Source organism: Bradyrhizobium oligotrophicum (assembly GCF_051168495.1).
GTDB lineage: Bacteria > Pseudomonadota > Alphaproteobacteria > Rhizobiales > Xanthobacteraceae > Bradyrhizobium > Bradyrhizobium oligotrophicum_A.
This window is the reverse complement of the sequence record NZ_JBNPVB010000007.1, coordinates 138,130-161,939: the sequence shown is the minus strand read 5'-3', so window position 1 is coordinate 161,939 and position 23,810 is coordinate 138,130. Positions and strand designations below refer to the sequence as shown.

14 protein-coding genes are annotated in these 23,810 nt (G+C 64.7%); 3 read left to right on the top strand and 11 right to left on the bottom strand.

Annotation, left to right across the window (positions count from 1 at the left end):
• Positions 1–73: 73 nt before the first annotated feature.
• The 10 genes from ACQR1B_RS15845 to ACQR1B_RS15800 all read right to left on the bottom strand — a co-directional run bounded on the left by ACQR1B_RS15845 (position 74) and on the right by ACQR1B_RS15800 (position 16,170).
• Positions 74–3,982 (bottom strand): S8 family serine peptidase, encoded by a 3,909-nt coding sequence (locus ACQR1B_RS15845; protein ID WP_434832449.1) that lies wholly within the window; start codon positions 3,980–3,982, stop codon positions 74–76.
• A gap of 296 nt (positions 3,983–4,278) precedes the next feature.
• A complete protein-coding gene (locus ACQR1B_RS15840; protein WP_434832448.1) occupies positions 4,279–7,167 on the bottom strand; it encodes an NF038122 family metalloprotease in 2,889 nt (962 codons plus the stop codon).
• Between the two features lie 186 nt (positions 7,168–7,353).
• Positions 7,354–9,465: a TIGR04372 family glycosyltransferase gene (locus ACQR1B_RS15835; protein ID WP_434832447.1), complete on the bottom strand. Its 2,112-nt coding sequence runs from the start codon at positions 9,463–9,465 to the stop codon at positions 7,354–7,356.
• A complete protein-coding gene (locus ACQR1B_RS15830) occupies positions 9,462–10,529 on the bottom strand; it encodes a glycosyltransferase family 2 protein (protein WP_434832446.1) in 1,068 nt (355 codons plus the stop codon). The genes ACQR1B_RS15835 and ACQR1B_RS15830 overlap by 4 nt, the downstream gene beginning before the upstream one ends.
• A gap of 42 nt (positions 10,530–10,571) precedes the next feature.
• A complete protein-coding gene (locus tag ACQR1B_RS15825; RefSeq protein ID WP_434832445.1) occupies positions 10,572–11,321 on the bottom strand; it encodes an ABC transporter ATP-binding protein in 750 nt (249 codons plus the stop codon).
• A 33-nt stretch (positions 11,322–11,354) separates the two neighbouring features.
• Entirely contained in the window at positions 11,355–12,197 is an 843-nt protein-coding gene (locus tag ACQR1B_RS15820; protein ID WP_434832444.1) for an ABC transporter permease, read from the bottom strand.
• A gap of 158 nt (positions 12,198–12,355) precedes the next feature.
• A complete protein-coding gene (locus tag ACQR1B_RS15815) occupies positions 12,356–13,621 on the bottom strand; it encodes a methyltransferase domain-containing protein (RefSeq protein WP_434832443.1) in 1,266 nt (421 codons plus the stop codon).
• A gap of 70 nt (positions 13,622–13,691) precedes the next feature.
• A complete protein-coding gene (locus ACQR1B_RS15810; protein ID WP_434832442.1) occupies positions 13,692–14,432 on the bottom strand; it encodes an SDR family NAD(P)-dependent oxidoreductase in 741 nt (246 codons plus the stop codon).
• On the bottom strand, positions 14,429–14,965 hold the full coding sequence (locus tag ACQR1B_RS15805) for a WbuC family cupin fold metalloprotein (protein ID WP_434832441.1): 537 nt from the start codon (positions 14,963–14,965) through the stop codon (positions 14,429–14,431). Before ACQR1B_RS15805 ends, ACQR1B_RS15810 begins: the two co-directional genes overlap by 4 nt.
• The gene (locus ACQR1B_RS15800; protein ID WP_434832440.1) at positions 14,965–16,170 is read right to left on the bottom strand and encodes a methyltransferase domain-containing protein; all 1,206 of its coding nucleotides are present in this window, start codon (positions 16,168–16,170) and stop codon (positions 14,965–14,967) included. The genes ACQR1B_RS15805 and ACQR1B_RS15800 overlap by 1 nt, the downstream gene beginning before the upstream one ends.
• 444 nt (positions 16,171–16,614) lie before the next feature.
• Between ACQR1B_RS15800 and ACQR1B_RS15795 the strand changes: the two genes are divergently transcribed.
• Positions 16,615–16,884 (top strand): hypothetical protein, encoded by a 270-nt coding sequence (locus tag ACQR1B_RS15795; RefSeq protein WP_434832625.1) that lies wholly within the window; start codon positions 16,615–16,617, stop codon positions 16,882–16,884.
• Positions 16,885–17,147: 263 nt separating this feature from the next.
• Complete coding sequence (locus ACQR1B_RS15790) at positions 17,148–19,136, top strand: TIGR04372 family glycosyltransferase (protein WP_434832624.1); 1,989 nt, start codon at positions 17,148–17,150, stop codon at positions 19,134–19,136.
• A 1-nt stretch (position 19,137) separates the two neighbouring features.
• Here the strand turns inward: ACQR1B_RS15790 and ACQR1B_RS15785 are convergent, their stop codons facing one another.
• Positions 19,138–21,192 (bottom strand): TIGR04372 family glycosyltransferase, encoded by a 2,055-nt coding sequence (locus ACQR1B_RS15785; RefSeq protein WP_434832439.1) that lies wholly within the window; start codon positions 21,190–21,192, stop codon positions 19,138–19,140.
• A gap of 644 nt (positions 21,193–21,836) precedes the next feature.
• On the opposite strand from ACQR1B_RS15785, the gene ACQR1B_RS15780 reads away from it, so the two are divergent.
• Positions 21,837–23,801, top strand: coding sequence for an acyltransferase family protein (locus tag ACQR1B_RS15780; RefSeq protein WP_434832438.1), 1,965 nt, complete (start codon positions 21,837–21,839; stop codon positions 23,799–23,801).
• The last annotated feature ends 9 nt before the right edge of the window (positions 23,802–23,810 follow it).

Below are 23,810 nucleotides of genomic sequence, written 5' to 3'. Positions count from 1 at the left end.
CCTGGGCGGCGGCTGGAATGGCGCCGGCTGGCGGCTGCGGCGATGACCGCTGACGCCGGCGAAACGTTCCGGCTCAGACCAGATGGAAGCTCGACAGATGGGACAACAGCTCGGCCGCCGACACGTGCTGGATCGTAATGGTGTCATGCGCCGCGTCGGCAATGACCGCGTTTCCCGCCGCATCGTCATGGATCGCCGCCCGCAATGCGGACTGGTCCGCGAAGACGCTCTGGCTGAAGACGATCTTGTCGGAGCCCAAGGTGAAGTCCGAAAGGCTCGCCTGACCGAAATGCTCGGCGAACACGAAGGTGTCGTGGCCCTGCAGCGACGTCGATGAAGACGCCGTGCCGGCTGCAGGTGCCGCCGTGGCGGAAATCAACGTGCCGGAGATCAACGTGCCGCCTTGGCCGTCAGCGGCGAAGTGGAAGTTGTCCTGCGACAGCGGGCCGACGAAGTGCAGCGACGCGCTGTTTGTGCCATCGCTCAACGACAGCAGCGCGCTGGTCTCGTCGAAATGCGCCTGCAGAGAGGTGTACGTGATGCTCCTGAGGTCGATCTGAGCAGCGCTGCCGCCGAACCCGATCAGCTCGCCGTTGTAGGACGGCGACGTGAAGACCAGATCGGTCGCGCCCGCGGTCGTTGCGGCCTGCGCGCTGGCCAGCGCGGAGCTGTTGGAGGTCGGAATTCCGATCGTGCCGTCGCCGTTCAGGTCCTGGTGAAAGCTGGTCTCCAGGGCCTCGAGCGACGCGGCGGTGCCGGACACGGCGCCGGTCGCGTTGCCGACATAGTTGCCGCTGCTGTCGGTGTTCCAGACCACGTAGAGGTCGGCGCCGGCCATCTTCCAGGCGATTTGGTAGCCGTTGCCCGTGGTCTCCGCGCCAATCGCAGCCCAGCCGTCGAGCTGTCCGGCAACGACGACGCTGCCGCCGAACTTGACCTGGACCTGGGACCCGCCGAAGACAGGAGCCATGAGATAGGTGGTGCCAGACAGCGACAGGCTCGTCGACCCCAGGGCCTCGATCCCGGTTCCGTTCTGAGTGAGGCTCGGCGCGCCGATCGTGCCGTCGCCGTTCAGGTCCTGGTGGAAGGTGGCTTCCAGAGCTTCGAGCGATGCTGCGTTGCCCGCAACCGCGCCGGTCGCGTTGCCGACATAGTTGCCGCTGCTATCGGTATTCCAGACCACGTAGAGGTCGGCGCCCGCCATCTTCCAGGCAACCTGGTAGCCGTCGGCCGTGGCCTCCGCGGCGATGGCCTCCCAGCCGCCGAGCTGTCCGGCGACGACGACGCTGCCGCCGAACTTGACCTGAGGACCGGCGCCGCCGCTGACGGAATTGAGGAAATAGCTCGACCCGGACAGTACCAGGCTGGTGGATCCCGCAGCTTCGATGACGGTGCTCGGAACGCCGATCAGGCCGTCGCCGTTCAGATCCTGCTGGAAATTCGTTTCCAGCAGCTCCAGCGCGGTGTTGCCGCCGTTGACGGCGGCGATGGGATTTCCGGTGTAGTTGCCGCTGCTGTCAGTGTTCCAGACGGTGTAGAGGTCGGCGCCGGTCATCTTCCAGGCGATCTGATAGCCGCCGCCCACGGCCTCCGCTGCGATCGGAGTCCAGCCACCCAATTGTCCCGGCACGATGGCGCTGCCGCCAAACTTGACCTGCGGTCCGCTGCCTCCGCCGACGGGAGCAAGGAAATAGCCATTGGAGACCTGAACGAGGCTTGTCGTCCCCACCGCCTCGATGACGGTCTCTATCAGGCCCACCGTGCCGTCGCCGTTCAGATCCTGGTGGAAGGACGTCTCGAATGTCTCGAAATCAGCCGAGCCGCCGGAGACGCCGCCGATCGGGTTGCCGATGTAGTTGCCGGTGCTGTCGACGGTCCAGACCGTGTAGAGGTCCTGCCCCTGGAATTTCCAGGCGACCTCGTAGCCGCCGCTGCCATTGGCTTCGACGCCGATCGGCATCCAGTTGCTGAGCTGGTGAACGATCACGTTGGCGCCGTTGTACCGCAGCGCCACGGTCGTGCTTCCACCGACGAGATCATAGATGACGCCGTATTGGGCGAGGCTGACGGATCCGAGCGCCTCGATGACGGTGTTGGCGAAATACGGCGCGGAGCCGACGGCAGGATTGATCTGGGCGAGGCCCGCGCCCGCCACCGCCTGGTTGCCCATCGGCACAGCGGTCTGCTGCAGGATCTCTTCGACGGCGCTGGAGCTCAGCGACGGGTTGGCGGTCAGGATCAGGGCCGCGATCGCGGCGACGGTCGGGGCGGCTGCCGACGTTCCATAGAAGTCGGTCAGTCCCGTCACCGTCGTCGCGATGTTGTCGACGCCGGAGACCGCGACGGGGCTGAGTTGAAGCGGCGTTGAAAGGCGTGTGCCGTCATTGGCGAACAGGATCTCGGTTCCGGCACCCGACGACGAAAAGCTTTCCGAGACCGGTGTCGAGCCAAAGGCTGGCGTGTTGGCGCTGTTGACGGCTCCGACGGTGATCACCCCCGGCGTCATCGCGTGACCGAACACCGTGCCAACATTCGCGCCGTCGATGGCGACCGGTGCCCCGTTGCCTGCCAGGATCTCCTTGATCGTCGACGGAGGAGCAAATCCCGTGTTGGCGATCACGATCTGGTAGGTGCCGGAGACGCCGAACTGCAACCCGATGTAAGGGGTCTGGTAGGTGTTGGCGATATATCCGAGATACTGCCCGTCCTTGTAGACGCTGACCGCGAGGTTCGACGTGGCCTGGCCGAAAGCCTGGTCCCACTGCACGAGCAGCTGGGCTCCTGCGGTTACTGTGATCGTCTGCGCGACATTGCCGCCGAAGCTCAGCGCGTTGCCGGCAAAGTAGTGGCCGCCGATGCTGCCCGACATCGACGACCAGGACGTCTGATAGGCAACGCTGCCATTGTTGCCCGCCGACGTGACATAGGTCACGCCCATGGCCTGAACGGTCTGAATGGCTTGGGCAATGATGCCGTTTTGAAAGAACGGCTCGTCCGGATAGCTCACATCGTCGACGATGACTTTGCAGCCGGCATTGGCGAGCGCGATGATGCCGTTGGCGAAATCCTGCTCACTCTGGAACGCCGTGTAGAAGGCGAGGCTCGCATCGGGCGCGATGTCGTGGATGACCTGCATCATCGCACGGCCTTCGTCCGTCCCGCCTGATGGCATGTCCTTCAGGATCTGGATCTTGGAGGCGGACGGCAGCGCGCCGCTGGCTTCGTCGGCCGCCGCCCCGCCGAGATTGTTGAAGCTGCTGGACAGCACGCCGATCTTGATGCCGGCCCCCGTCACGCCCGTGGAGTTGCCTCCGAGCGCCTGCACGACCTGTGCGCCGGTCGCGCCTCGTGCACCGACCGCCGACGTGATGGCTTCCGTCACCGCCTCCTGCAGCGAGGCATGGACCGCGCCGGTCGGCGCGGAGTGTTCTGCCGGTGCACCCTGTGCACCTCCGCTGCTCGACCAGGTTCGCAGTGAAGCGCTGGTGCCGTACCACATCTCGAGGCCGGTCGAGAGCACGGCCGCGATCGAGCCGATGCTCGGTCCAACGGCCGAGGCCGGTTCGGCGACATGGACGGCAGATAGCGGGGACGGAGTGAATGACGTCGCCTGGATGACCTGCCACGACGCGCCGACCACGGGGGTCCAGGCCGTCGGGGTCGCCTGCGCGACCGTTTCGGCATGCGCGCTCAGGCCGAAGAACTGCGTGACCAGCGTCGTCTCGCCATCGGCATGTGCGACGGCGCTGATCGGCTGATCGCCCATCGACGGCGAGGGTGACAGATCGGCCGGCTCAGCCCACGCATCCGTCGCCTGCTCGACGGCGGAGGCCGGCTTGGATGTCTCGGCGCTGGCGTCGATGGCCGGTTGCTGCAGATGCCCGTTGTGCTGACCGTCGGCAGCGGGATCGAAGATCAGGGACTGAGCGGCCTCCCGCCAGCGATGGGAAATGTCTTCGGCCCGGTCAGGTTTGTACAACATGCGCGCAACGACGGTGATCCTGTCCTGGAGGCCGACAGGTGAGATGGAATTGAAGCATCGTGCTCAGATGCCCCGTGATCTTGTATAAAATCGTACCGAAGAATGGCGGTGCCGGCCATACGTCATTGTTCGATTTGGCCTGATCGAAGTCAGCCAGGGGGAGTGCCCACGTAAGCGATGGGGTTCGCGACCGGGCGACCGTCGGTTGAGCCGGGGCCGTGCCGCCGAGATGGGAAGGATGGCCGGCGGAGCCGCTGCAGATGCCGGCGCTGCTGGTGGCCGGGCGGCTTTGCGAATCAGACGATGTGGAAGCTCGACAGATGGGCCAGCAGGTCGGCCGTCGTGACATGCTGGAGCGTGATCGTATCCTGCGCCGCATCGGTCATGACGGCGTTGCCGGCCGCGTCGTCGTGGAGCGATGCCAGCAGAGCCGACTGGCTCGCGAACACGTTGTGGCTGACGACGATTGTGTCGCTGCCCGGGGTGAAGTCGGCAATGCTGACCCGGCCAAAATGCTCGGCGAACACGAAGCTGTCGTGTCCCGCCAACGAGACGGACTGGGCGGGGCCGTCGGCCGGAGCCGCTGCACCAGAGATCATCGTGCCGCCTCGGCCGTCATCGGCGAAGTGGAAGCTGTCCTGCGACAGTGGACCGAGGAGGTGCAGCGATGCGCTGCTGGTGCCGTTGTTGAGCGACAGCAGCCCGTTCCTGGCGTCGAAATGCGTTTCCAGCGAGGTCGCGTCGATGCCGTTCAGGTCGATCTGATCGCCTGTATGGCCGAAACCGATCAGATAGCCGCTGAAGCCGCTGGATAGGGTCAGGACGACGTCGGAGCTGCCGGCAGACGTCATCGACTGCGTGCCTGCCGTGACGTGCGCGGGCACGCCGATCGTGCCGTCGCCGTTGAGATCCTGGTGGAGGTTGGTTTCGAGCGCCTCGAGCGCGCTGTTGCTGCCGCTGAGGGCCCCGATCGGGTTGCCGGTGTAGTTGCCGCTGCTGTCGACGTTCCAGACCGTGTAGAGATCGGCGCCCGCCATCTTCCAGGCGACCTGATAGCCGCTGCCGACGACATCGGCGCCGATCGGCGCCCAGCCGCCGAGTTGACCCACCGTGACGACGGTGCCGCCGAACGAGATCTGCGGCCCGGTGCCGCCAGCCACCGGGTTCAGATAGTAGCTCGATCCGGATTGGACGAGCCTGGTCGACCCCAGCGCTTCGATCACGGTGGTCGGGATTCCGATCGTGCCGTCGCCGTTGAGATCCTGGTGGAGGTTGGGTTCGAGCGCTTCGAGCGCGCTGCTGCCGCCGCTGAGGGCCGCGATCGGATTGTCGGTGTAGTGACCGCCGCTGTCGACGTTCCAGACCGTATAGAGATCGGCGCCCGCCATCTTCCAGGCGACCTGATAGCCGCTGCCGACGACGTCGGCGCCGATCGGGGCCCAGCCGCCGAGCTGACCGACGATGAGAACGCTGCCGCCGAACGAGATCTGCGGCCCGGTGCCGCCGGCCACCGGATTGAGATAATAGCTCGATCCGGATTGGACGAGCTTGGTCGATCCCATCGCCTCGATCACGGTCGTCGGGATTCCGATCGTGCCGTCGCCGTTGAGATCCTGGTGGAGGTTGGGTTCGAGCGCTTCGAGCGCGCTGTTGCTGCCGCTGAGCGCCGCAATCGGGTTGCCGGTGTAGTTGCCGCTGCTGTCGACGTTCCAGACCGTGTAGAGATCGGCGCCCGCCATCTTCCAGGCGACCTGATAGCCGCTGCCGACGGTTTCCGCGGCGATCGGCGCCCAGCCGCCGAGCTGCCCGATGACCAGGTTGGCGCCGCCGAACCTGATCTGCGGCCCGGTGCCGCCGCCGACCGGATTGAGGAAGTAGCCGTTGCCGGCCTGGACAAGGCTCGTCGAACCGACCGCTTCGATCACCGTGGTCGGCACGCCGATCGTGCCGTCGCCATTCAGGTCCTGATGGAAGGACGTCTCGAACGCTTCGAACGCGGCTGTGCCTCCCGAAAGGCCGCCGATCGGGTTGCCGGTGTAGTTGCCGTTGCCGTCGACGTTCCAGACCGTATAGAGGTCGGCGCCGGTCATCTTCCAGGCGACCTGATAACCGCTGCCGCTGATCTCGGCCGCGATCGGGACCCAGCCGCCCAGCTGTCCGGGCTGAACGGTGCTGCCGCCGAACTTGATCACCGGTCCGGTGCCGCCGCCAACCGGATTGAGGAAGTAGCTCGTGCCCAGCTGAACCAGGCTGATCGATCCGAGCGCCTCGATCGTGACGGGCGTCGCGGAAATGAGATGGAAGCCGAGCGCATCCATCTGCTTGAGATCCGCCGCCGTCAGCGTCTGCAAGGTGCTGTAGGTGTAGAACTCGTTGAAGGGGTCGTTGCCGCCCTGCACGCCGCTGTTCAGGAAGTCGCTGGGATCCGAGGACTGGCCGTAATCGGCGAGCTTGGTATAGCCGCCGTCAAGCGAGAAATAAGCGGTCGACGCCGTCGCGCCACCCGTCATCAACCGCACGCCGGGGCTTGAAAAACGGTAGAAGTCGAAAATGTCCGGCTGCGGCCCGTAGGGCACGCGGCCGAAGGCATGGGTCAGTTCGTGCAGCGCCACGCCGACCAGCAGATTCGGGTTGATGTCGGTCGCGAACGTCGCGCTGCCGTCGTCGGTGGTGGTATCGTTGGCGCCGAGCCCGCCCCACAGCTTCAGCTGCGTATTCCACACCGCGACGTAGGATTGACCCTGGATGCTGGATCCCGCCGGCAGGGCGTTGAAGGTGGTGTCGCCGGGGCTGGCATAGTTGATCAGGTTGGAGCGGACGCTCGAATAGCTCATCCACTGACCACCGTCAGGACCTGCGGCCGCGCCGCCGCCGGTGCCGCTGTAGTCGATCTTGAGGTTGACAGTGATGTGATCCGAGATCACCGAGGCGAGGATCGCCGCCGCCTGCTGAATGCCGGCCCGGAAGCTCGCGGGTGCATTCATCGCCGCCGTGTCGAACAGCAGATTGATCGTCAATCCGCCTGATGTCACCGCTGTGACCGCGCCGGTGCCGGCGAAATCCCCTTGTGCGAGCAGGGCCTCGACGGCCTCTTCCGGCAGCTCGACGGGGGTCGATGGCCGGGGAGCCTCCGCATCGTAGGTGGTTGAGATCGTGGACGACTGTGAGTTGGACACTCCAGGCATTGCCTCAGTTCCAGCGGTTCGCGCGAACGGCGCATGGCTCGATCGTATCGACTCGCTGCCGAGCCGATTCGCGGTCGTGCCTACTACCTATCAGGGCAACGATCTTGCTCAGAGGTTAATGCGCAGCTCGAAGCACGGGAAAACGACCGGCTGCGGGCCCTGGTCGAACCTAGGTTCCCCGCCCGTTCAACCCAGCAGTTCGGGCAGCCGGTTGAGAAATGTCGGCACCGGTAACGCGGCACCAAAATTATAGGGATTGTCGGCAAGAGCCGCGCGATAGCCATCGAGCAGGGGCCCGCCCGCACGCAACGACCGGCCGGCGTCGTCCAGGCAATCGAGCCTGTAGCGAACGGCTTCCGTGATGTCCTGTGCGGTATTGGGGTGGATCTCGAGCCCGTAGCGCGCCAGCACGGCGGTGTCGATCAGCAGCGCCTGCAGCGGCTGGCGGTAGGTCTCGCGCAGCGACAGGTAGCGCCTGTTGCGCCGATCGTAGACCGGACGCAGCGTGAAGTCGGTGCGCTCGTGCCAGAACTGGCAGTCGTTGGAAATGCAGTTGACCAGCAGCATCGGCGTTCCCAGCGCCTGCACCGCCGTGGTCAGCCCCGACGTCGTCCCGACGAACAGATGGGCGGCGGCGCAGAGATACAGGTCCATCTCCGCCGACTTGATGTCGCTGTGGGCGTAGTCGAACACGCCGGTCATACCGCGCAGCGGCGTCATGCTGCGGTCGCCGAGGCGGACGACCACGCCGCCGCGCGCGGTGATGTGAGCGATCGCCGCGAGATAGTCGCCGACATTGGCGGAGCGGTGCTGGCGCGTGGTGCCGGGCCCGTCGCCGTGATAGCCGCCCTCGCGGATGTGCATCGCGACGAACCAGTCGGCGTTCACGCCGGCGGCACGCAGCCGGGCCGCGCCCGCCTCCATCAGTTCCGACGGAACCGTCACGATCGGACCACGCTGCTGCTCGGCCCAGGCGACCTGGGCCCGCGAGGCCGCGTGCGCCCACGGCTCGGCCAGGCCATCCTTGCCGCGAACGGCGATGAATTGGTCTCCGACCAGCCGCTGATAGGGCAGGAGATCATCGACGAGCGCAGGGTCCTCGATGATCGTAACATGCGGCGCGAACAGCCGGAGAAACGGCTGGTTGACCACTTTGCCAGTTGGAGCGAGCAGCACGGTATTGGCGCGCGGCAGCATGCCGAGCGCGGCCATGCGCAAATGGCAGTCGATGAAGCCGATGTGGCCGATCAGCGTCACCCATTCATAGCCGAGCAGCCGGACCGGGAGCGCGGGATCGAAGATGCTGCTGGTGGCGGCGATGCGCTGGACCAGCGCGTCGGGAATCGACCATTTGCGCGCCAGCGTGTCCTGGTGATCGAGCGCCGCCTGGTAGCAGCGGAATGTGTCGTCGTAGCGGCCCTGGTGATAGAAGTTCTCGCCGAGCTGGATCAGGTTGTCGTAGATCAGCAGCTCGCCGGCATTGTCGAGCTCCCAGGCGCTCGGCGTGTAGGCCGATGGATCGTAGCCGCCGGCGTAGTTCTGATGCGCCATCACCGAGCGGGGATCACGCGCGACCGAGGCCTTGAAGCATGAGGCGGCCTGGACATGATCGCCGGCCAGGGCATGGACGGCGCCGAGCTTGCGCAGCGCATTGCCGTCGCCCGACGCCGCAGCCGCCGTCAGGAAATGGGCCGCCACCGGCAGATTGCCGCGATACATGTGCGCCACGCCGACCGCGAAATTGATCGCGAAACTGTCGATGGTCTCAGGCCGCGGTACCTCGCGGGCGATCCGGTCATAGGCGCTGCACAGCGCCAGCGTGGCGAAATAGGCCTGCGCCCCCATGCCGGCGCGCGCACGCACATTGCTACGGAAGATGAGGTTCAGCACACGGACCGCACGCAGCGCGCTCGGCTTGCGGCTCGCGGCGAGATGGACCTGCGCACCGGCCGCCAACGACGTCGAGATCAGGCGGGCCAGCAGCCAGCCGCTCCGCGAGCCTTTTGCCAGCTGGCGGTCCAGCAGCCGCAGCAGTTTCGCGCCGGCAGGAGCAACGATGAGCCTGCGGTCGACGAGGTCCGCGGCGCGGGTGGTGAGCGGCAGCAATTGGCGCCGCCGCGCGCTCAGGAAGGCGTAGAGACGAAACGCCGCCGTGGTCAGCAATCGCTTTGGCGACCAGCCTGTCGGCTGCTGCTGCGGCCATGGCCGCGCGGCTGGTACGCTTGGGCCCGGGGCAGGGGCCGCCTGCCGCTCGCCGAGGCGATGCCGGAGAGAGCCGATCGGGGCACGAATCGTCATGGCGCGCGGTAGCCTGGAGTCGTGGATATGATCGCACGCCGTGCCCCGCTCTGGGCGAGCAGGCGCGTCAGCGACATCGGCCGTGTCCGCAGGGTGATCCAGGTGAGCGCAGCCAGACGGCCAAGCGTCCCGAAGCCCAGCATCAGCCGAAGCAGGCGGGTGTCGAAGGCGCTGCCGTCGAGCAGGGCAGATACGCGCGCAGCCTTGGCGGCAGGCGCCGTGTCACCACCCAGCACCATGCGTGCCGCGCCGAAGCGGTTGCGCCGGGCAAACACATCCTCATATCCCTCGGGGAACAGCCCGCTCTGCGCAATCAGCGAACCGATCTCGGCCAGTTTGGCATTGAGCGATGTCGGGTCGGTCGAGGTTGCCGTCGAGTAGTTCTGGCCATGGATGCGCCAATAGCCGAGCGCCTCGGCCATGAAGTAGCAGCCATAGGTCAGCCCCAGCCGCCGCGCGAGAAACGCATCCGAGAACGAGCCGAGCTTGACGTCGAACCCGCCCAGCGCCTGCAAAGCGGTGCGGCGATAAAGCGAGGTGGTGCCGGAGAAGTAGTTGTCACCAAAATGCAGGATGCGGCGGACGTCCCCCGGCGCCAGCATCGCCGATCGTGAGGCGGGCAGCATGATCGGGCGCAGCATGCGCTTTGCGGATGGTCCGCGTGGCCCGATGATCTCGCAGCAGGCGAAGATGAGGCCGGCCTCCGGATGACCGGCTGCCTGCACCATGGCCTTCTCGAGATAGGTCGGATGCAGCGCGTCGTCGGCCCCGAGGAAGCCGATCCAGTCGGTGTCCGCGACCGCCAGCGCCTCGTTCTGGCCGCGCACGACGCCCTGGTTGGTGTCGTGGCGGATCAGCTGCCAGGTCGGTCTGTCCGCCGTGAACCGTGTGATGACCGCAATGCTGTCATCCGTCGAGCAGTCGTCGATGATGATGACCCGGTCGGGGGCGCGGGTCTGATTGACGATGCTGCCGAGCGATTCCCGCAGGTAGTGAGCATGGTTGAAGTTCGGGACCACCAGGGTCACGGTCGGCGCAGCGGGAGAGGCGGTCATCCTGGTCATGTCCAGCGAGCATCATGCCGCATCTTGTCCGGCTCCGGCCGCTCAGTCCTTGGCCAGCTCTTTCATCACGTCTTCGATGTCTCCGAACGCCCGCACGCGTCCGCCGTCGAGGTAGAGCCCGAGATTGCAGGTGTCGCGCAACAGGCCATGATCGTGAGAGGCCAGCACGACGATTCCCGAGCGCAGCGTGATCTGCTGCAGGCGGTCATGGGTCTTCTTGCGGAACTGCGCGTCGCCGACGGCGATCCATTCGTCCATCAGGATGATGTCGCCGTGAATCGAGGCTGCGATCGAGAACACCAGGCGCAGCAGCATGCCCGAGGAATAGGTCCTGATCGGCAGCTCGAGATAGTCGCCGAGTTCGGCGAATTCGGCGATCTCCGGCACGCGCTGCTCGATCTCCTCGGGCGAGAGCCCCAGGATCAGGCCGCGTGTCCGGATGTTCTCGTAGCCTGACGCCTCTTCGTCCATGCCGAGGCCGATGTCGAACATCGGCACGTTGCGCCCCACGACCCGCAGGGAGCCGCGCGTAGGCTCGTAGATGCCGGCGAGCACGCGGATCAGCGTGGTCTTGCCGGCGCCGTTATGGCCGACCAGGCCGAGCCGGTCGCCCTGCTTCAAGGTGAAGCTGATGTCGTCGAGCGCCTGGACGAACTGGAACGAGCCCTGGCTCTTCGCGACCCGGCCGCCGACGCGCGACGCCGCCTTGATGGCCAGATGCCGGAACGATCGTGCGTTCGGCGGCGCGACCGGAAATTCGATGCCGAGTTGCTTGGCTTCAATCAGAGTCATTGGAAGGCGGATCCAGACGTCCCGGCCACGATATCAGGCCCAATACACCACGCGCGACCGATAGCGCGTGTAGATAAAGATCATGGCGGCGGTCAGGACCGCGACCGATCCGATGGCACCGGCCCAGGTCGCAAGGCCGGGAATGTCTCCCATCAGGGGGCCGCGCGTGACCGAAAGCAGGTAGGCGATAGGATTGAGCGTGACGATGAGCTCGCCGCCGCGAATGCTCGACGGTTCCCAGATGATCGGAGAGATGAAGAACAGGAGCTGCAGCACCGCGGCCATGACCGGCGGCACGTCGCGATAGCGCACGCAGATCATGGAGACGATCACCGAGGCGCTGACGACGAACACGTAGACGATCATCAGGCCGAAGATGGCCAGCACCATTCCGAATCCGACCGACCATGGATAGACCAGCCAGATGAACGGAATCACGGCGATGTTGTGCAGAAAGATGATCAGGTTGCGCTGAACCATGCGCATGACGTGGATCAGAATCGGCATGTCGACGGCTTTGATCATGCCGCCCGCATTGATCATCGTGTAGCAGGATTCGCTGAGCGAGGACGAGATGAAGCTCCAGATCGTCATGCTGACCATGAAGTGGGGCAGGTAGGTCTTCATGTCGGCGCCGAGGAAGCGGCCGGCGACGGTGCCCATGATCAGCGCGGTGATCGCGTTGGTCGCGGTGATCCACCACGGGCCCAGCATGGTGCGGCGATACTTCGAACGGATGTCGCCGGCGGCGAGCGCGCGCCAGGTGACGTGACGCGTGATGAAGGGCGCGATGTCCTCGCGGCAGCGCTCCCAGGAAAAGCGACGCCGATCCGCAACCACGAACCGCTCGACCTGTCCATCGGTCACGGTGGTCATCCTGCTACCTCGCGAGTGCCGTAAGTGTCTGGCTTGACAGCTGAAAAGCGATCGGCCCCGGCGCACCGGCAGTCGATCGCCAGCGCTTGCTGGACCATGTTATGCGGAGGCTGTCAACCGGCCAGCTGGAGGAAGCCGCCGATGGCGTCAGCGGCGGCTCAGATCGCTGTCGATCCCGCGGCATCGACGACCCGCGGCTCCGGCAGCGGCACCAGGAAGCGGCCGCCGGCGTCCAGATAGGCCTGATTCCGCTTCAGGATCGGGTCGGCATAGATCCAGGCGAGAATCACGACGATGTCGGGTTTGCGGGTGGCGAGTTCGCTCGAGGGCTGCACCGGGATATGGGCGCCCGGGCTGAAGCGGCCGTGCTTGAGCTGGTTGTCGTCGACGATGAACTTGATGCGGCTCTCCAGCTCGAAATGGTAGAGCAGGGTGGTCGTGGTGGTCGAGGCGCCGTAGGCGGCGACCAGCTTGCCGGCGGCAATGGCCTCGTCGAGCGTGGCCAGCACCCTGCGCTTGCAGTCTTCGATGGCCACGAACCAGTCGCGATAGATCTGCGGCTTGGTGACCCCGCGCCGTTCCTCCTCGGCGATCAAGGTCGACAGCTCTGCCGAGCGCGGACGCTTGCCGGTCGATTTCGGCTGCGCGAAGGCGCGGATCGAGCCGCCCTTGGTGCCGGTGCGCTCGACGTGGAACAGCGTCATGTCGTGCCGGTTCATGAAGGTCTCGAGCGGGATCAGCGCGTGATGCGAGACGTGCTCGTGATAGATCGTGTCGAACACCATGTTGTCGATCATGTCGACGATGTAGGAGACCTCGAACACGAAGGCGCCGTCGTCGGCGAGCAGCAGCCGGATGCCCTTCACCACGTCCGACATGTTGTCGATATGGGCGAACACGTTGTTGGCGCAGAACAGCTTGGCCTCGCCCTGCTCGGCCTTGATGCGGGCCGCCAGCGCGCTGGTGAAGAAATCCGGGATCGTGGGGATGCCTTCATTCGTGGCCGTCGCGGCGATGTCGCGCGCCGGGTCGATGCCCTGGACCCGCATGCCTTCGTTCTTGAACGCCTTGAGCAGCGAGCCGTCATTGCTGCCCATCTCGGCGACGAGGCTGCCCTGCGGGATGCCGAGCGTGGATACCACCGACCGGGCATAGCGCTTGAAATGCTCGACGAGGCCGAGCGAGACCGAGGTGCGGTAGGTGTAGTCACGAAACAGGATGTCGGGATCGACGACGTCGAGATTCTGCAGATGGCCGCAGGACAGGCAGAGATAGCAGTCCAGCGGATACAGATCCTGCTTCTCGCCGAGCCGGTCGGCCGTCACGAACGCATCGCCGATCGCGGAAGGCCTGATCGGCAGCACGTGATCGAGGGAGGTCGATCCGCACAGGCGGCAATCGGTCTTGTGCTTGACGTGCTGCATTTCGTGGCGATCCCAGGTTGGCAGTCCCCGTGGCAGGGACGGTCGGCCGAAGAGTGAATTGCGGCGGGTTTTACAGGCCCGCGAAGCTCTTGGCGACCTCTTCTTGCCAGACTGTGGACACTCCGCCATCGAGGAACAGGCTCTGCCCGTTGATGAACGATGCGCGGGCGCTGCAGAGGAAATCGAGGGCGTCGGCGCATTCCTCGGCCGTCCCGAGCCGGCCCAGCGGGACCAGCTTCCGGTAGGTCTCCATCAGCTTCTCGTTCTGCTCGTAAAAGACGCGCGATTCGCGCTTCAGATAGGTCAGCGGCATGATCGCGTTGACGCGGATGCCGCGCCGGCCGAGGGTCGCGGCGTAGTGCCGGACCATCGCGTTCAGGCCGCCCTTCACGACGTGGTAGCCGACCGGCTGCGAAGAGCCGACGAATTCGGCATAGACGGAACTGACCACACCGATGGCGCGGTCGCCGTCTTCGGCAAAATGGCCGGAAAACCCTTCTATCAGGTCACGCGAGGCGGTCAGGCCGACCTGGATCTCGCCGGCCCAGGGGTCGCCCTGGCCGCGGAAGCGCTGGCTCAGGACGAGATAGCGGATGGGACCGTTCGCATCGGCAATCTCGCGCCAAAGACCCGCAAAGCTGTCGCTACGCTCGAGATCGGCGGAAAAATGCTTCAGCCCGGGCTGATCGGGAAAATCGGCCGGACGCTGCCGCGATACCACGCTGACCGCGCAGCCGCGGGCGAGGAAACGCTCGACCACCACGCGGCCGAGACCGCGGGTGCCGCCGACCACGACGGCATGGCTGGTCATGCCGCGGCGTCCTGCAGCGCTGCGACGCGCCGGACGAGATCGGCCTGGTAGGTCTCGGCCGCGGCAGCGTCGCTGTCCTCCGGCGCGAAATCGGCGAATAGGCTGGCGCCGGGCCGGAACGGGCCATTGGTGATCTCGTGCACGATCAGCAGATCGCTGCGGATGATCAGCGTGTGGAAGAACGCGTTCGACATCCGGTAATAGAACGGGCGCGTGCCGCCCGGCGGCCCGAGCTCGACGACGCGCGCGATCTCGCCGGCGTCATCGAAGACGACGATGTCGACCTCGCCCTCGACGATGTGGAACGCCTCGCTCTTGCCCGGATGCTTGTGCGGCCGGATGTAGGAGCTCGAATCGATCGCGATGATCATCTCGTGCAACTGGTCGTCACCATCCGGATGGGCGTTGATGCGCGCCCGCCGCTTCGGGCTGGCCTGGACCGCGGCCTTGAGTGTAGCGATCTCCGCTTGTCCGACGGAGGCGATCGGCCCCTCGGCCAGGAACACCTCCGGGGATTTTTGAACCAGGCTCATCAGGCGAGATCCTTCGTGATTGCATTGTCGAGCGCGGCGTAGATCGAGTGGAACGCCACGCCCCGCGCGGCGAGCGGGGCGAGCTTGTCGCGGACCCGGCCCTCGACATGCGGGGCCACGGCGAACAGGCAGGTGGTGATCCGCTCGTCGGCCAGCAGGCGGTCCGAGCCTACCACGGGGACGCGGAATCCCGGTGGAAAAAAGCCCCGCTTGTCCGCGTCGTCGTCAACCGCCAGCGCGATCATGTCGGCCACCCCGAAGGCGTTGGCGAACATGATGGCGTGATGGCCGATGCCGAACAGGGCGATCCGGTCGTGGCCCGGACCTGCCAGGCCGATGAGTTTGCTGCGCAGTTGCGCGCGAGCAGGGGCAAAATGGTCACGATAGGCCTGGAACAGGCTGGACGGTCCGCAAGACGCGGCCGCGGGGATCGGCGCATCCGCCGGCGTCAGGACGGCGACCAGGGCGTCTTCCAGCGTGCCGGGGTAGCGAAGGACGGTCAGCACGCGATAACCGCTCGCCTCGGCCAGACGGCGCAGCGTTTCCTCGACGAAATAGCAGCTGTGCTCCTCCCACAGGAAGCAGTAGTCGCGGGCTGCCAGGAACTTGCTGCTGTCGGGCACCTCGATGACGAGCAGGGCGTCCGGATTGAGCGTCTGCCGAAGGGCCCGCAGCGCAGCCACGGGTTCGGAGGTATGCTCGATCAGATAGCGACAGGAGACGATATCGAAGGTGCCCGATTGAACCGCTTGCGCCGACAGGTGTGCCGCGTTGAGATGAGCCTGCCATGTCTCGAGATAGGGATAGCGGCCCGGAGCGCCATTCGTATCAATATCTAGGGCGGCGATGTCCAGGCCCTTGCCGCCAAGACGGGCCAGGAATGGCTGCTCGAACGGCCCGGTGCCGAGCGCGCGTCTGGCAAGCGGTCGCAGGTCAAGGAGTTGTTCGACCAGCGAGTCCAGATGGCCCTCCGGCTCGCGGTAACGGATCCATGGAACGGTCGGAACAAGGGCTTCCGGCGGCGGGGCCTCGCCAAGCTGAACCAGCTGACATGTTTCGCATTCGACGATGTCGAGCGTCATCGGGCGTTGGGCACGACCATCGGGCGTGAAGCGGTTGCAGACGAACAGCCCATCAAGCGAGAGAGCTTGCGTGCTGATCAGCTGACCGCATACGCGACAGCCGAACGGTGATCTGGTGGGCATGGCTTCAGCTGGATCGCATCGAACGAGGACACACTGTTGGCCGCCGCCGCATCCGGAAATCCGGCCGCGCGAAGGATGTTGCCATTCAAGGCTAACCGCAATAGCAGTGTAACTGGAAACAACACAACGTAAAATTCGCCCTGCAACAGGTGCCATGGATTGGCAAAAACGGGCCTTGGACCTGTGTCGTTTGCAAAAACCGTCCTGATGCAAAGTTCGTGCTGAACGTTCGCCATTCTGAGCCGTGCTGCAAGTGCCCGATGCCAAATGACGCGCCAGTAACTGTGTCACCCACGTTGGATTGGAGACCTGTCCGCTTTTCCAAATTGATTTTGCGCGTTCGTCTCGGTGAGAGATGCTGTAGACGGTGTTTGCTGGTTTTGGGCGGCTGGTCTTCCGTCACATGATTCGACGGTGGCAAGAGGGGGCACCTGCGTGAAAGAGATGGTTCTGGTCCTACGGACAATTCTTCGGATTGTCTGCGTGAGCACGGCATGCTTTGCCGTCTTCCTGGCGCTAGGTGCGGGGTTCCTCAACTCTGTCCTGGCGGCGTCTACGACGTTCATATTTCGCTCGGTCGGACTGGGTCGGGTTGCGCTCGAGCAACTGGTTCTGTGGTCCACAATTCTGCTGATCGTCGACAGGGCAGGCTTCTTGCCAATCGCCGAGTGGTTTCACCGGATCGTCGCCATCATCGGCCGTACGTTGAATTGACGGCGCGATCGAGAGGTCGCCCGCTTTGCAAGCCTGCTGTTTCGAGGCCTCATCTCGGTGCCGGCCCGGGATCTCGAACGGCAGGAGCCTCTTGATCTCGATCCGTCCTGGTCCTCTGCGGGGATTGACCGGACTTTTGAGGTGGCGGGACTGACCGCGAGCCGGAGCCAGAGTTGGGGTATCGGATGCAGCGCTTCAAGGCGTCGTTGGATTTCCTGGGCCCAAAGCGTAGACGTCGCGCTATCGAGCGGTCGCCCTTGGTCGTGGCGCTGCCGGCCGGACTTGCGCGCTGGAGGGAGCTGTTCGTGCTGCAGCCGCAACGATGGGCACGCATCTTGATCGGGTGGGCCGCCTGGTTTCTCAGCCTTCTGCCACCTCGTCTGGCCTTCCTGATCCTCATGATGCTCGAGATCGGGCAACATCGCGCCCGGCGTCTGCTTGAAAGGGCCTATCAGGTGCATGTCGCCTCGATGCTGGCGCGGAAGCCGGACCGGACGTTTTCGGGATGGATGAGGCGGTACTTTCCGATCCAGTCAGCGGAGCTTCTGCTGCGGCTCGGAGCCGATCGTGAGGCCCATGACCTGGTCATGCAGGATCGGCTCGCGCCTCTCTCACTGGATTTGGCGAACACGACGCTTCGTTCGCTGTTCGAGCTCGGGGACTTCGAGCGGGCGCATCTGCTGGCCGCGCAGTTGCCTCTGCAAGCCAGATCCGAATTGGAGGCCCATCTGGCCTTTCTCAAGGGTATGCTCGAGATTATCGCCGGCGACGAGACCAGCGCGCTCGAAAGCGTGTCGAGTGCCTGCCACGGCCTGTCCGACTACATGCGTCCGCATCAGAACATGGCGTCGCGACCGGCGCGGGGCTACCGTCCCAATCCTCTCGACTTTGCCTGCGGTTCGCTGGGCCGGATGTTCGACGTTTGCAACTTCACAGGTCAGCGCGTGACGCATGTCGGCCGGGGCGATCTCGGTATCGGGCTGTTTGCGAGGGCGCTCGCGGCGCAATCGGAGCTGCGCAGCAAGGGAGCACCGGCCGTGTCAGCGGAAGCCGGCCGCGCGTTGAGCGGACTGGGCATCCCGCTCGACCAGCTGCGGTTGCTTCCGGAGGAATGGACGACACAGATCGGTCATCTCGGGATGCTCGACATCCTGTTCCGGATGCGCGACCTGGGCTGGTGGTCGGGTAAACCGCTGATCGTGGTGCGCTCGGACCTCGTTGCCAACAGGACGTTCTTTCGGCTGTTCGAGAGGTTCGCCGATGTCGTCGTGATCGGTGAGACGGTCTCGCATGCCGTCGGTGAGGAACTGCTGTCGCTGCAGCGCTGGTACGGCATGAACTTCAACGCGTTCCAGTTGCCGAATGGTGAGGTCGTGCCGTGGCAGGAAGCCGGGGCGCTTGCCATCGTACAATGGGAAAAAGAAGGCCGGGGCCATGCTTTGCGCGACGAGTATGACCGGATCTTCGGGACGGCGCCGCAAGTCCAGGACGATTTTCGGCGGATGCGCGAAGCCTGGGGCATGAAGCCGGACGACTGGTATGTGTGCCTGCATATCCGTGACGCATCCCACTACGCCGAGGTCGACGGGACCGGGCAGACCCATCGCAACTCGCCGATCGAGACCTACCTCGATGCGATCCGCGCCATCATTGACAGGGGCGGCTGGGTGATCAAGCTCGGCGGGCCGAACTCGCCCAAGCTTCCGTCTCTCGATCGCGCGATCGACTATGCTTTGAGCGACTTCCGCTCCGAACTGATGGACATTTGTCTGATCCGGAACGCCAGGGCGTTCATCGGCACGACCTCGGGATTGACGAATGTCGCGGTCAGCTTCGGGATTCCGAGTGCGCTCGTCAACTGCATCACGACGGATCCGCAGTTGTGGAACGGTGACGTTCGGTTTGCGCTGAAGCCGGTTCGCCTCACCGACGGCACGATGCTTAGTCAGGCGCAGCTGACATCGGCTCCTTGGCGCTGGCGCCTGTTCGATGCCTGCGTTCTCGCTCGCAGCGGGGCGCAGCCGCAGAACAATTCGTCGGACGAAATCCGCGCGGTGGCCGAGGAAGTCGTCGATCTGGCGTCGGGGCGCTTGGTCAACGGTGAAGCTCACCGTCTGCTGTCGCTGTGGCGGCAGCAGCTGCCGGCACCGCACTATTACGGCACCAGCAGGGTCAGTTCCTACTATCTCGGCAAGTATGAAGGCGCATTCCTGGCACCGGGCTCGCTGCCGCCGCCGACATGCGTGTCGTAGCTCAGGGGTCTCTCAGCAGGGTTTGCGCGTACTTCTCGAGGAAATACTTGCTCGGCCGCGAGCTGCCGAAGAAGCCCGGCACCTGAACGTGGCGCTCCCAGCTGCCGTCCACGCCGGGAGCAGGGCCCGTGCGCCGGGGATCCGAGATGTCGAGAACCTCGCGCACCGTTTCCAGAATCTCGTCCGAGCTGCTTTCGCTGACGACGAGTTCGGCGCGCGCCACGGACTCATGTGTCGGGTAGGCCCATCGATACTGCTCCGACGTCCACTCGCTCAGCGACAGCATGCGGCCGTCCTTCCTGTGCACCGGCTTCAGCGCGAAGCGGGTGTCCGTCGACCACAACAGGCCGATCGAGCTCAAGGCATTCACCATGGCCGTCGGGATGCCGAAGCTGCTCGCGACATAGGCAAAACCGGAGGTGGTTCCGATGAACATGCGGGCGCGGCGCATCAGATGGATGTCCATCGCCGGAAACTGATCCTCGCTGCGGGCGTAGTCGATCACCCGGGCCATCTTCGGAAACGGCGGCACCTTGCGCCCCCCCATCCGCACCACCCAGCCGCCGCATTCGGTGATGTGGCGGGCGGCGTCGAGATAGGTCGCAAGCGAGGCGTTACGGATGGATTCGCCGACACCCTCGGTATCGTTGCGCGTCTGGGCGTCGCGCACATGCAGGCAGACGAACCAGTCGCTGTCGGCCATGCCCCATCGGCGCCGGTAGTCCTGATAGGTCTGCTCGACGCGATCGTCGGCGCGCAGGCGGCTGTCGTAGATGTCGCGCAGCGGAAAGGTGCGTTGCCGGCTTTCCCACTGCTGGAGCGCCAGTGATCCCGCATCGTTCCAGTACACGGCGCGTCCATCCTCGAAGCGGAACGCCTGGTGCGAATCTCCGAGAAAAGGCGTCAGGCTGGCGAGCTCGTGCCATACACCCGCACTGACGTTCTCGCCCAACGTCAGCGTCGGACAGATGTCGGAGAACAGCGACAGGAACGGCTTGTTGGCGATCCGGTCCTTGTAGGCGAGCAGGAGCGGCTGGCCTTGCCACCATCCCATCTCCCGCATCATCAGATGGACGTTGAGATGGCCGTTGTGCCCGATCAGAGCGCTCCAGTCCGGGGACAGCAGCTTGACCTCCGGCAGATCGGTATCGAGCTTCTTGAGAATGGCCTTGAGCTCCGGGCTGGGAGCCGGAAGATGGCGGCGCAGCCGCTGCTGGGTGTCGGTCAGCTTGCAATAGACCTGGGGGACGTGAAAGCCCTCGCCGCTGTGATAGGTCGTCAGCAGCAGGTTGCGATAGGCGTAGAACAGGTTGATCTCAGCCAGCACCTTCCGTTGCGGATGGTCGGCAGGAAAGCGTTCCCAATACTGGCCGCGGTCCTCACGTGCGGCAAGGATGTCGTCGTGCCGGGGCAGATCGAGCTGTTTGACGAGCGTCGCGATCAGCTCCTTGTCGCAGAAAAATTCCGGAACGTAGCGGTCCAGCGGGGCTTCGAACAGCTCGGGGTCACCGTCTCTGCGGGCATCGGATTGCCGCCCTTCGAAACTGGTCTGCTCGAACCGGAAGTTCCGGTGCTCGAGCATGACCTTGATCATCTCGGCAAAGCGGCGCATGTGCTGCGGCCGGAGCGCGGTCCAGTCGATCGTGTGGGCCTGCGCGAGCAGTTCCATGAAATAACCCGACATCAGCTTCTTGGTCAGTTCGCCGATGGCGTCCATGAACTCGTCATCGACCCGCTCCCAGTCGATGTTGGGAAACAGCTCGAGAACGCGCTTCTCTTTGCCGCAGATCAGGAGGAAGAGGATCAGCTCGTTGCAGTACTGATCCGAACGCGGCTTGGCGAGCACCCACCCCATTTCCTTTTCCAGGTCGGGGCCGCAGAAATAACGAAACTGGCGGTCGAACTCATTGCGATGTGCATAGCGATGAAAAAGAAGTGCGACGGCGAATGCCTGCCTGAACGTGAGCAGCGCAAAAAGCAGGTCCTTGATGGATTCGGCATGCTGGCCGGCTGCCCTGAGGTGCCAGCTGATCACCTTGACGACACGTGCAGCCAATCTCGATTTCAGCGATCGGATCACACCCTGCCGGTGTGGCGCGGGCTGGCCGGCCCTACTCGGATGAACGGACTCGAAGGACATTCTGAAGCCCCATGCCCGACCGCGACTGGCGAGCAGCTCATCAAAACAACTATTGTTTGAATACAGGGCCATTCAGCTATCCGCAAGCTGCCGGGCGGCCGCGCTTGGGCCGGTGGAAACGGACGCGCCGTGGAGCAGCACTGGCGAATCCGAGGCGTTGATCTCGGTTCGTTCGATGTCGTGGCCCTTGTCAATGAACCGACCTGCAGATAGCCTTCGCAGGCTTTTTTCACGCGTGGTGGTCGACCCGGAGGCGTATCGCAGAGCGTGGCCCTGCAACGACGCGCCGGTCGCCACAATGCGAGGCCGATTGCGAGCAGAAGGGGGATTGCGAGGGATCCCTGAAGGCTGCCAGCGGTCCTGCAGACCACCACGAGAGGTTACCCTGTCTTCATCAGCGCGCCGCCTGCCATCGGGATGGTCGGTGAGGTCGGGGAGGCACACGTCCGGGAAAAACGTGGCAATATCTTCGAACTTGTCGGCAGCCGGCGGCTCTTCGCGCTACGTCCTTTGGCCGTTTGCGGCTATCTGTCGAAGTTGTCCTGGAGCGACCCGAGCCGATGAACTTTGCCCAGCCGAACCTTGCCTTTGATAAGGCTCGCGCGATGCCGCTCGCCTATCGTCAGGATATCGACGGCCTGCGTGCGGTCGCCGTGCTGCCCGTCCTGCTCTATCATGCGTTTCCGGCCACCGTCCCCGGCGGCTTCTACGGGGTCGACATCTTCTTCGTCATCTCCGGCTATCTGATCACCGGAATCATCCACAAGCAGTTGCTGTCGAGCACGTTCAGCATTGCGGACTTCTATTCCCGCCGGATTCGCCGCATCTTTCCGGCGCTGATCACGGTGGTGCTGATCACGTTCCTGATCGCATGGTTCGTGCTGCCGCCGCGCGAGCTGAAATCGCTCGGTACCAACATCGCAGGCGGCGCCGTCTTCATCCAGAACTTCATCCTGCTCGGCCAGGTCGGCTATTTCGACCTCGCCGCCGAGAAGAAGCCGCTCTTGCATCTGTGGTCGCTGGCGATCGAGGAGCAGTACTACATCGTCTGGCCGCTGATTCTGATGCTGATCGGCTCATGGCGGCGCAGGAGCCTCGCGATCACGGCCGCGCTGGCGGCGGCGTCGTTCATCGCCTGCCTGATCGTGCAGCCGCGGGCGCCCGACTATGCGTTCTATCTGCCGGTGACGCGGGCCTGGGAACTGCTGGTCGGCTCCGGCCTGGCGCTCTGGGTCGGTGAGCGCGGCGCGGACGATCGCGCCTTGCCGCTGGCCGACCGCCGGCTCGTCCGCGAGTTCATCGCGTGGGCCGCGATGCTGGCGATCGTGGTCGCGTTCTGGCGCTACGGCCGTACGACGCCGCATCCGGGCGTTCACACGCTGCTGCCCGTGCTCGGCGCCGCCGGACTGATCGCGACCAGCGGCACGCTGGTGCATCGCTACATTCTCTCCTCGATGCCCGCCGTCTTCGTCGGCCTGATCAGCTATCCGCTCTATCTCTGGCACTACCCGCTGATGGCCTATGCCCGCATCCAGTTCGTCGATGGTGTCGCACCCGCGGTGATGTGGAGCATCGTGATCGCCAGCTCCGTACTGGCCTGGCTGACCTATCGCTACATCGAGCAGCCGATGCGCTTCGGACGCAGTTGGGTTCCTTTCAAGGTCGGGGGACTGGTGTGCGGCATGGCCGCCCTGGGCGTGGTCGGACTTTTCGTCGACCGAGCCGACGGCGTCCCTAGCCGCATCCCCGAGAGCATCCGCGGCTTCATGCTGACCGGGGAGGAGACATCGGTCCATTGGCGTCGCGGCAAGTGCCTGTTGCTGCCGGATCAGAGTGCCGCCGATTTTGCGGCCGAGTGTGCCGGCGACGGTCGGCATCCGCTCGTCGTCGTCTGGGGCGACTCGTTCGGATCCTCATTGTATCCTGGTCTTGCCCACTTTGGAGCCGAGCGGGGGTTCGATGTTGCGGAGTTCACCGCTTCTGCCTGTCCGCCGCTACTCGATTACGTGCATCCCGATCGTCGCCATTGCCGCGGAGCCAACGACTTCGTCGCCGAGCGTCTCGCCGTGCTCAAACCCGATCTCGTGATTCTGTATTCGACCTGGAGCTATTCCGCCGAAGATCTGCGCAAGGGCCTGCAGCTCACCGTGGGGCGATTGAGAGAGACCGGCGTGTCCAGGATCGTCTTGCTCGGGCCGCCCCCAACATGGTTGGGGGACGGTCTGGTATCAAATTTGCTCGACTACTACTTCCAGACCTATTCGGTGTTGCCGGCGCGGACGTTCTATCGCTCCAACGACAACTGGACCCGCGCTTTGGAAGAGTTTCTAGAAGGTCAGACCAGGACGCTCGGAATCCAGTACATCTCGGCCCGACGGATCATGTGCAACAATGACGGTTGCCTCGCTCGAATCGGCAAGGATGGCGCGGAACTCACGAGCTATGACATCGGCCATCTGACCTATCCCGGCTCGATCTTCGTGGCCCGGCAGGCGTTGGATGCCGTGCCGGGCTTCGACAAATAAGCGCGCTGT

Excerpts from the sequence above, each read along its gene's own strand:
- ACQR1B_RS15845 (WP_434832449.1), bottom strand. The coding sequence starts at position 3,982 with ATGTTGTACAAACCTGACCGGGCCGAAGACATTTCCCATCGCTGGCGG.
- ACQR1B_RS15815 (WP_434832443.1), bottom strand. The coding sequence starts at position 13,621 with ATGCAGCACGTCAAGCACAAGACCGATTGCCGCCTGTGCGGATCGACC.
- ACQR1B_RS15795 (WP_434832625.1), top strand. The coding sequence starts at position 16,615 with ATGGTTCTGGTCCTACGGACAATTCTTCGGATTGTCTGCGTGAGCACG.
- ACQR1B_RS15780 (WP_434832438.1), top strand. The coding sequence starts at position 21,837 with ATGAACTTTGCCCAGCCGAACCTTGCCTTTGATAAGGCTCGCGCGATG.
- ACQR1B_RS15820 (WP_434832444.1), bottom strand. The coding sequence starts at position 12,197 with ATGACCACCGTGACCGATGGACAGGTCGAGCGGTTCGTGGTTGCGGAT.
- ACQR1B_RS15805 (WP_434832441.1), bottom strand. The coding sequence starts at position 14,965 with ATGAGCCTGGTTCAAAAATCCCCGGAGGTGTTCCTGGCCGAGGGGCCG.
- ACQR1B_RS15810 (WP_434832442.1), bottom strand. The coding sequence starts at position 14,432 with ATGACCAGCCATGCCGTCGTGGTCGGCGGCACCCGCGGTCTCGGCCGC.
- ACQR1B_RS15835 (WP_434832447.1), bottom strand. The coding sequence starts at position 9,465 with ATGACGATTCGTGCCCCGATCGGCTCTCTCCGGCATCGCCTCGGCGAG.
- ACQR1B_RS15800 (WP_434832440.1), bottom strand. The coding sequence starts at position 16,170 with ATGCCCACCAGATCACCGTTCGGCTGTCGCGTATGCGGTCAGCTGATC.
- ACQR1B_RS15830 (WP_434832446.1), bottom strand. The coding sequence starts at position 10,529 with ATGACCAGGATGACCGCCTCTCCCGCTGCGCCGACCGTGACCCTGGTG.
- ACQR1B_RS15840 (WP_434832448.1), bottom strand. The coding sequence starts at position 7,167 with ATGCCTGGAGTGTCCAACTCACAGTCGTCCACGATCTCAACCACCTAC.
- ACQR1B_RS15825 (WP_434832445.1), bottom strand. The coding sequence starts at position 11,321 with ATGACTCTGATTGAAGCCAAGCAACTCGGCATCGAATTTCCGGTCGCG.